The organism is Synechococcus sp. R8-2 (assembly GCF_047461715.1).
Classification (GTDB): domain Bacteria; phylum Cyanobacteriota; class Cyanobacteriia; order Thermostichales; family Thermostichaceae; genus Thermostichus.
Genome location: NZ_JANSHQ010000452.1, coordinates 1 through 7,059, shown reverse-complemented (window position 1 = coordinate 7,059; position 7,059 = coordinate 1). Strand labels below are relative to the sequence as shown.

General features: G+C 58.9%; 14 protein-coding genes and 1 pseudogene. All 15 read left to right on the top strand.

Annotated elements, in window-relative coordinates:
- The first annotated feature begins 48 nt into the window (after positions 1 to 48).
- On the top strand, positions 49 to 933 hold the full coding sequence (gene rplB, locus NW819_RS10875) for a 50S ribosomal protein L2 (RefSeq protein ID WP_414413740.1): 885 nt from the start codon (positions 49 to 51) through the stop codon (positions 931 to 933).
- 66 nt (positions 934 to 999) lie between these two features.
- Positions 1,000 to 1,281, top strand: a complete 282-nt coding sequence (rpsS, locus tag NW819_RS10870) for a 30S ribosomal protein S19 (protein ID WP_414331934.1) — start codon at positions 1,000 to 1,002, stop codon at positions 1,279 to 1,281.
- A gap of 45 nt (positions 1,282 to 1,326) precedes the next feature.
- Positions 1,327 to 1,698 carry a 50S ribosomal protein L22 gene (rplV, locus tag NW819_RS10865; RefSeq protein WP_414355949.1) on the top strand — a complete coding sequence of 124 codons (372 nt, stop codon included), beginning with the start codon at positions 1,327 to 1,329 and terminating at the stop codon, positions 1,696 to 1,698.
- Positions 1,699 to 1,734: 36 nt separating this feature from the next.
- Positions 1,735 to 2,505, top strand: a complete 771-nt coding sequence (gene rpsC, locus NW819_RS10860; RefSeq protein ID WP_011434158.1) for a 30S ribosomal protein S3 — start codon at positions 1,735 to 1,737, stop codon at positions 2,503 to 2,505.
- Between the two features lie 55 nt (positions 2,506 to 2,560).
- Positions 2,561 to 3,028, top strand: a complete 468-nt coding sequence (gene rplP / locus NW819_RS10855; RefSeq protein WP_011434159.1) for a 50S ribosomal protein L16 — start codon at positions 2,561 to 2,563, stop codon at positions 3,026 to 3,028.
- A gap of 13 nt (positions 3,029 to 3,041) precedes the next feature.
- On the top strand, positions 3,042 to 3,263 hold the full coding sequence (rpmC, locus tag NW819_RS10850) for a 50S ribosomal protein L29 (protein WP_011434160.1): 222 nt from the start codon (positions 3,042 to 3,044) through the stop codon (positions 3,261 to 3,263).
- On the top strand, positions 3,263 to 3,514 hold the full coding sequence (gene rpsQ / locus NW819_RS10845) for a 30S ribosomal protein S17 (protein ID WP_011434161.1): 252 nt from the start codon (positions 3,263 to 3,265) through the stop codon (positions 3,512 to 3,514). Before rpmC ends, rpsQ begins: the two co-directional genes overlap by 1 nt.
- Positions 3,511 to 3,879 carry a 50S ribosomal protein L14 gene (rplN, locus tag NW819_RS10840; RefSeq protein ID WP_011434162.1) on the top strand — a complete coding sequence of 123 codons (369 nt, stop codon included), beginning with the start codon at positions 3,511 to 3,513 and terminating at the stop codon, positions 3,877 to 3,879. The genes rpsQ and rplN overlap by 4 nt, the downstream gene beginning before the upstream one ends.
- On the top strand, positions 3,879 to 4,277 hold the full coding sequence (gene rplX, locus NW819_RS10835; protein ID WP_414344280.1) for a 50S ribosomal protein L24: 399 nt from the start codon (positions 3,879 to 3,881) through the stop codon (positions 4,275 to 4,277). Before rplN ends, rplX begins: the two co-directional genes overlap by 1 nt.
- A gap of 66 nt (positions 4,278 to 4,343) precedes the next feature.
- The gene (gene rplE, locus NW819_RS10830; protein ID WP_414328930.1) at positions 4,344 to 4,886 is read left to right on the top strand and encodes a 50S ribosomal protein L5; all 543 of its coding nucleotides are present in this window, start codon (positions 4,344 to 4,346) and stop codon (positions 4,884 to 4,886) included.
- Between the two features lie 59 nt (positions 4,887 to 4,945).
- Positions 4,946 to 5,356 (top strand): 30S ribosomal protein S8, encoded by a 411-nt coding sequence (rpsH, locus tag NW819_RS10825; protein ID WP_011434165.1) that lies wholly within the window; start codon positions 4,946 to 4,948, stop codon positions 5,354 to 5,356.
- A 33-nt stretch (positions 5,357 to 5,389) separates the two neighbouring features.
- Positions 5,390 to 5,935: a 50S ribosomal protein L6 gene (rplF, locus tag NW819_RS10820; RefSeq protein WP_414355944.1), complete on the top strand. Its 546-nt coding sequence runs from the start codon at positions 5,390 to 5,392 to the stop codon at positions 5,933 to 5,935.
- 31 nt (positions 5,936 to 5,966) lie between these two features.
- Positions 5,967 to 6,335 carry a 50S ribosomal protein L18 gene (gene rplR / locus NW819_RS10815; RefSeq protein ID WP_011434167.1) on the top strand — a complete coding sequence of 123 codons (369 nt, stop codon included), beginning with the start codon at positions 5,967 to 5,969 and terminating at the stop codon, positions 6,333 to 6,335.
- 18 nt (positions 6,336 to 6,353) lie between these two features.
- The gene (gene rpsE / locus NW819_RS10810; protein ID WP_414344276.1) at positions 6,354 to 6,890 is read left to right on the top strand and encodes a 30S ribosomal protein S5; all 537 of its coding nucleotides are present in this window, start codon (positions 6,354 to 6,356) and stop codon (positions 6,888 to 6,890) included.
- A 38-nt stretch (positions 6,891 to 6,928) separates the two neighbouring features.
- Positions 6,929 to 7,059: pseudogene (locus NW819_RS10805) on the top strand (50S ribosomal protein L15); the annotation flags it as partial.

Genomic DNA, 7,059 nt, shown 5'->3' with positions numbered 1-7,059 from the left:
CCCCCTTTTTGAGTTGTTGTCATCCCATCCCCCACCCCTACCCGAGCCATGGGCATTCGTACTCTCCGACCTTACACCCCCAGCACCCGTCACATGACGGTCTCTGACTTCGAGGAGCTGTCCCGTGACGAGAACGGCAAGCGGCCCAGACCGGAAAAGTCGCTGCTGCAATTTATTCACCGCAAGAAAGGGCGCAACAACCGTGGCGTCATCACCTGCCGGCACCGCGGTGGTGGCCACAAGCGGCTTTACCGCATCATCGACTTCCGCCGTGACAAGCGGGGGATCCCGGGGACCGTCAAAACCGTCGAGTACGATCCCAACCGCAGTGCCCACATCTGCCTGGTGGAATACGAAGACGGAGAGAAACGCTACATCCTCGCTCCCCGCAACCTAGAGGTGGGATCCACCATCATGGCCGGGCCAGAGGCCCCCTTTGAGATCGGCAATGCCATGCCCCTGGAGCGGATCCCCTTGGGAACGGTGGTTCACAATGTGGAGCTGTATCCCGGTCGCGGCGGGCAGATCGTTCGCGCCGCCGGGGCTGGCGCTCAAGTGGTGGCCAGAGAAGGCAAATATGTCTCCCTCAAGCTGCCCTCCGGCGAAGTCCGCATGATCCGCGGCGAGTGCTACGCCACCATCGGCCAACTGGGCAACGTTGACCACAACAACATCAGCCTGGGCAAGGCGGGTCGTAGCCGTTGGTTGGGGCGCCGTCCCAAGGTGCGTGGCTCGGTGATGAACCCTGTGGATCATCCCCATGGCGGCGGGGAAGGGCGAGCCCCCATAGGCCGCAGTACCCCTGTCACCCCTTGGGGCAAGCCCACCCTGGGGTACAAGACCCGCAAACGCAACAAGCCCAGCAACAAATTCATCGTGCGCGGTCGCCGTCGCGGAGGCCGCCGGGACAAGGGCGGAAGGGCTGCTCAGTAGCCGCTGGCCATTCGCTCCCCGAAGCTTTTTCGACAGTGAATTGCTTATCAAACGGTTGAGGTTCTTATGGGACGTTCGCTGAAAAAAGGCCCCTTTGTGGATGCCAAGCTGCTTCTCAAGGTGGAGAAGATGAACGAGCGCAACGAGAAGCACATGATCAAGACCTGGTCGCGGGCCAGCACCATCTTGCCGGTCATGATCGGCCACACCATCGCCGTTCACAACGGCAAGCAACACGTGCCCATCTACATCACCGATCAGATGGTGGGTCACAAGCTGGGGGAATTCGTTCCCACCCGTACCTTCCGCGGTCACGCGGGGAGCGACAAAAAAGCCGCTCGCCGTTGAGAGGAATAACGAACAGGAAAGTATCGAGTAGGCAAGGAGAGGGCCATGGCCGATTCATCCCCTGAGGTTAAAGCGGTAGCCCGCTATATCCGCATGTCCCCCTTTAAAGTGCGGCGGGTGTTGGATCAGATCCGTGGGCGCACCTATGCCGATGCCCTGATTCTTTTGGAGTTCATGCCCTACGCTGCCTGTGAGCCGGTTCGTAAGGTGCTGCGCTCGGCGGTGGCCAACGCAGAGCACAACAACGGCTTGGATCCCCGGGATCTGGTGATCAGCCAAGCCTACGCCGATCAGGGTCCTGTGCTGAAACGGTTTCGCCCCCGCGCCCAAGGGCGGGCCTACCCCATTCGCAAGCGCACCTGCCACATCACCATCGCCGTCCGGCCCATAGGAGCTGAAGTGGTGACAGCTTCCTAACCTTCCGTATTCCCAGACCTCTACCCCTTAACCACCATGGGACAGAAGATCCACCCCACCGGTTTCCGCCTCGGCGTGATTAAAGAACATCGCAGCCGCTGGTTTGCCGATCCGGCCCGCTATCCAGCCCTGTTACAGGAGGACGACCAGATTCGCACCTACCTGACCAAGCAACTGAGCAGTGCTGGTTTGGCCGATATCCAAATCGAGCGCAAAGCGGATCAAATTGACCTGGAGATCCGGGCTGCTCGCCCTGGGGTAGTTGTGGGTCGGGGCGGATCCAGCCTAGAGACTTTGCGCCAAGGTCTACAGAAAGAGCTGTCCGCGCTAGCGGGACAAAGCCCTGGTTCACGAGGTGGTGGCGAGCGAACCATTCGCATCAATGTAGTAGAGGTCACCCGTGCCGATGCCGAGGCGACCTTGTTGGCGGAAAACATTGCCCAACAGTTGGAACGGCGGATTGCCTTTCGCCGCATCGTTCGCCAGGTGATCCAACGGGCCCAGCGGGCAGGTGTACAAGGGATCAAAATCCAAATTGCCGGGCGTCTGAACGGGGCCGAGATTGCCCGCACCGAATGGACGCGGGAGGGGCGGATCCCTTTGCATACTTTGCGGGCCGACATCGACTACGCCGAGCACCTCGCCCACACCACTTTCGGCATCATCGGGGTCAAGGTCTGGGTCTTCAAAGGGGAAGTTCTGCCCGGGCAGGAACGCCACGAACAGAAGTTTCCCCTGCAACAGCCCAAACGTCGGCAGCAGCGGCGGCGGCCCACCTTTGAAGATCGCTCGGCTCAGGAGGCCTGAGGGCCAACACCGGAACGTCCAGGGATCCCTATCGCAGTTGACTTAAGGAACGGCCATGTTAAGCCCCAAACGCACCAAGTACCGCAAGCAACAGCGCGGGCGCATGAAAGGCAAAGCGACCCGTGGCAACCGCATCAACTTTGGGGAATACGGCCTTGTGGCCCTAGAACCCGCCTGGATTACAGCTCGACAGATCGAGGCCAGCCGTCGAGCCATGACCCGCTATGTTCGGCGGGGCGGCCAAATCTGGATTCGCATCTTTCCCGACAAGCCCGTTACTCAGCGAGCCGCGGAAACCCGCATGGGATCCGGCAAAGGCAACCCTGAGTACTGGGTTTGTGTCGTCAAGCCGGGCCGTATCCTCTTCGAAATGGGGGGAGTGGCAGAGCCTATCGCCCGCGAGGCCATGCGCCTTGCCGCCCAGAAGCTGCCCATTAAGGTCAAGTTTGTAACCAAAGCCGACTTTGAAAAGCCAGAGCCCGCCCAGGCAACGGCTTCAGAGGTGGCCACCAGCAGTGTATGAGGAGAGTTCAGCCATGCCCATGCCCAAAATTGCTGATGCCCGTGCTTTATCGGACGAAGAGCTGAGCAACGAAATCTACGCCGTCAAGAAAGAGCTGTTTGAGCTGCGTTTGCAGCAGGCCACGCGGCAGTTGAACCAGCCCCATCTCATCCGGCTGCGCAAACACAAGCTGGCGCAACTACTAACTGTGGAGGGAGAGCGTAAGCGGGGCAAACGCCCAACCAAGGAGGAGTAATGGCTGTTCGGGAGAAGATTGGCATTGTTGTCAGCAACAAGATGCAAAAAACGGTGGTTGTTGCTGTGGAAAATCGAGTTGCTCACCCGAAGTACGGCAAGATCGTCGTCAAGACCAAGAAGTTTAAGGCCCACGACGAGGAAAACCGCTGTCAAGAAGGGGATCTGGTGCGCATCACGGAAACCCGTCCCCTTAGCCGCACCAAGCGTTGGCAAGTTGCCGAAATCCTGAGGGAGGTGAAGAAACTATGATTCAGCAGCAAACTATGCTGACGGTGGCCGACAACACCGGTGCTCGCAAGATGATGTGTATTCGCGTGCTGGGCAGCAGTGGCCGTCGCTACGCCAGCTTGGGCGATGTGATCATTGGTGTCGTCAAGGATGCCCTGCCCAACATGCCCGTCAAAAAATCCGATGTTGTCAAGGCCGTTGTTATCCGCACCGTCGATACGGTACGTCGCCCTGACGGCATGTGCATCCGCTTCGACGACAACGCCGCCGTGATCATCAACAATGATGGCAATCCCCGTGGAACTCGTGTTTTCGGCCCTGTAGCCCGCGAGCTGCGGGAGAAAAACTTCACCAAGATCATCTCCCTGGCCCCGGAGGTACTCTGATGGTTCGCCCCCTCAAACCCAGCCAAATTCAGCGCCTAGTTCGGCGCCCCGGCATTCGCAAGCACCGCAACAGCCTGCGCTACAAAATGTGTATCAAGCAAGGGGATACCGTGCAGGTGATCTCCGGCGATGACAAAGGCAAAATCGGCGAGGTGCTGCGCGTTTTTCCCGAGTGCAACATGGTTTTGGTGGAAGGGGTTAACATTGTTACCTACCACCGTAAACCCCAGCGAGAAGGGGAAAGTGGCCGAATTGAGACCAAGGAAGCTCCCATTCCCGTCTGCAAAGTGATGGCCTATTCCAAGAAGCAGGAGGTGGCCAGCCGTATCGGCTATCAAATCACCGCCGATGGTCGCAAGGTTCGCGTCCTTAAGAAAACGGGTGAGATTCTCGACTAAGCTTTTGATCCCTTTCCACCATTGGTTTGGCTCTGACCCAGCCCAGAGCCACAAGGAGAAGCCACCATGCCCCAGCGTCTGCAAATCCACTACAACACCGTCATTGTCCCCAAGCTGCAAAAGGAGTTGGGCTACACCAACATCCATCAGGTGCCCCGCCTGGAGAAGATCGTGATCAACCGCGGCTTGGGGGAAGCTTCCCAAAATGCCAAGGCTCTGGAATCCTCCATTGCCGAGATCAGCGCCATCACCGGTCAGCGTCCGGTGATCACCCGCGCCAAGAAGGCAATTGCCAGCTTCAAGATTCGCAAGGGCATGCCTGTCGGCCTGATGGTGACCCTACGGCGGGAGCGCATGTATGCGTTTTTGGATCGCTTGATCAACATTGCTCTGCCCCGTATCCGTGACTTCCGCGGCGTCAGCCCCAAAGCCTTTGATGGACGAGGCAACTACACCCTCGGCATCCGTGAACAACTGATTTTTCCCGAAATCAACTATGACTCTGTGGATCAGTTGCGAGGTATGGATATCTCCATTGTGACCACTGCTAAAACCGACGAAGAGGGCCGTGCCCTGCTCAAAGCGTTTGGCATGCCCTTTGCCTCCTAGGTTGCCCACCCTGACTTTTCTTGATCTGCATCGATCTTCCGAGGAGCACTGACCCACCGATGGCCCACACCAACGACACGATCGCCGATATGCTCACCCGCATTCGCAATGCCACCATGGCTCGGCACGAGTCGGTGGCAGTTCCGGCCACCCGCATGACCCGCAGCATCGCTCGCGTTCTTCATGAGGAAGGGTTCGTCAGCGAATGGAAGGAGGAGGGAGAAGGGATCCAAGCCCGAGTGGTGTTGCGATTGAAGTACAAAGGCAAAGGCCGCAACTGCAGGCCCATCATCAATGGTCTAAAGCGGGTGAGCCGACCGGGTCTGCGGGTTTACCGCAACCACAAAGAGCTGCCCCGAGTGCTGGGAGGAATTGGAATTGCCATCATCTCCACCTCCAACGGCATTATGACCGACCGGGAGGCTCGTAAGCAGGGCATTGGCGGCGAAGTCCTCTGCCTTGTCTACTAGACCTTAAGTTTTCTCTGGTCAGGAGTTTTTCCCATGTCCCGTATTGGTAGACGCCCCATCGCCCTTCCTGCCAAGGTGGAGATCCAGATCGACGGCCAACACATTGCAGTGAAAGGCCCGAAAGGTCAACTGTCCCGCAGTTTACCGCCCTTGATCACAGTCCAGCAAAACGCTCAGACGCTCACAGTCAGCCGTCTCAACGATTCTCGGCCTGCCCGCCAACTCCACGGCCTTTGCCGCACCTTGGTCGCCAACATGGTCGATGGAGTATCCAAGGGATTTGAGCGGCGGCTGGAATTGGTGGGCGTGGGCTACCGGGCTGCCATCCAAGGCAGCAAGTTGGTTTTGAACGTTGGCTACAGCCATCCTGTGGAGATCCCCTTTCCCCCTGGCATCCAAATTGCCGTTGAGGGAAACAACATCATTGTTGTCTCAGGCACAGATAAAGAACTGGTGGGCAATACTGCCGCCCGCATCCGAGCCGTCCGGCCTCCGGAGCCCTACAAGGGGAAAGGGATCCGTTATCTAGGGGAACAAGTTCGCCGCAAGGCGGGTAAATCCGGGAAAGCGAAGAAGTAAATAGCCCATTGCGAAAGCGGGACGGAGTCCTATGAAAACCAGCCGCAAAATCACCACCCAACGTCGTCATCGACGCATTCGCCGCAAGGTCTTTGGCACTGCCGAGCGGCCTCGCCTGGCCGTGTTTCGCTCCCATCGACACATCTACGCCCAGGTGATCGACGATGTAGCCCAGCATACCTTAGCCTCCGCCTCCACCTTGGACAGGGAGCTGCGCGAAAAATTCAAAGAAACCGGGACGGCTACTCAAGAAGCGGCTGCCTTGGTGGGCCGCTCAGTTGCCGAACGAGCCTTACAGATGGGCATTTCCCGCGTGGTTTTCGATCGGGGGGGCAAGCTTTATCACGGGCGCGTTCAAGCCCTGGCAGAAGCTGCCCGAGAAGCAGGGTTACAGTTCTAGCTACTGAGGACACAGCACATGGCTGAGCAGAGGGAACGTCGCAGAAGCAAGAAAAGCCGCGAAGAGCAACCCACCGAGTGGCAAGAGCGGGTCATCCAGATTCGCCGCGTCACCAAGGTGGTCAAGGGCGGCAAGAAGTTGAGCTTCCGCGCTGTGGTGGTGGTCGGCAACGAGCGGGGCCAAGTCGGGGTTGGCGTGGGCAAAGCCAACGATGTGATCGGAGCAGTACGCAAGGGGGTTGTGGACGGTAAAAAGCACCTCATTGAGGTGCCCCTCACCAAAGGTTTGTCCGTACCCCATCCCATGCAGGGGGCAGGCGGCGGTGCCACCGTCTTGGTCATGCCAGCAGCTCCCGGCACAGGCGTCATCGCAGGGGGGGCAGTCCGCACCGTTCTGGAGCTGGCAGGAGTACGCAACAGCTTGGCCAAGCAACTGGGATCCAGCAACCCCCTCAACAATGCCCGTGCTACCATCGATGCGCTGCGGCGGATGCGTACCTTTAAGCAGGTGGCCCAAGACCGAGACATCGATGTGCGCCGCCTATTGGGCAAGTGATGGACAGGTGATATTGAGCAAGTGAGCTAGAGGTAGACATGCGACTGGAAGACATTCGGCCTCAAGCAGGTTCGACGCGGCGGCGGCGGCGGCTAGGTCGTGGCGTTTCTGCCGGGCAGGGGGCCTCCTGTGGCAAGGGGATGCGGGGGCAAAAGGCCCGCAAGGGGGG

Coding starts and splice junctions, on each gene's coding strand:
- rplB (WP_414413740.1), top strand. CDS start 49: ATGGGCATTCGTACTCTCCGACCTTACACCCCCAGCACCCGTCACATG.
- rpsS (WP_414331934.1), top strand. CDS start 1,000: ATGGGACGTTCGCTGAAAAAAGGCCCCTTTGTGGATGCCAAGCTGCTT.
- rplV (WP_414355949.1), top strand. CDS start 1,327: ATGGCCGATTCATCCCCTGAGGTTAAAGCGGTAGCCCGCTATATCCGC.
- rpsC (WP_011434158.1), top strand. CDS start 1,735: ATGGGACAGAAGATCCACCCCACCGGTTTCCGCCTCGGCGTGATTAAA.
- rplP (WP_011434159.1), top strand. CDS start 2,561: ATGTTAAGCCCCAAACGCACCAAGTACCGCAAGCAACAGCGCGGGCGC.
- rpmC (WP_011434160.1), top strand. CDS start 3,042: ATGCCCATGCCCAAAATTGCTGATGCCCGTGCTTTATCGGACGAAGAG.
- rpsQ (WP_011434161.1), top strand. CDS start 3,263: ATGGCTGTTCGGGAGAAGATTGGCATTGTTGTCAGCAACAAGATGCAA.
- rplN (WP_011434162.1), top strand. CDS start 3,511: ATGATTCAGCAGCAAACTATGCTGACGGTGGCCGACAACACCGGTGCT.
- rplX (WP_414344280.1), top strand. CDS start 3,879: ATGGTTCGCCCCCTCAAACCCAGCCAAATTCAGCGCCTAGTTCGGCGC.
- rplE (WP_414328930.1), top strand. CDS start 4,344: ATGCCCCAGCGTCTGCAAATCCACTACAACACCGTCATTGTCCCCAAG.
- rpsH (WP_011434165.1), top strand. CDS start 4,946: ATGGCCCACACCAACGACACGATCGCCGATATGCTCACCCGCATTCGC.
- rplF (WP_414355944.1), top strand. CDS start 5,390: ATGTCCCGTATTGGTAGACGCCCCATCGCCCTTCCTGCCAAGGTGGAG.
- rplR (WP_011434167.1), top strand. CDS start 5,967: ATGAAAACCAGCCGCAAAATCACCACCCAACGTCGTCATCGACGCATT.
- rpsE (WP_414344276.1), top strand. CDS start 6,354: ATGGCTGAGCAGAGGGAACGTCGCAGAAGCAAGAAAAGCCGCGAAGAG.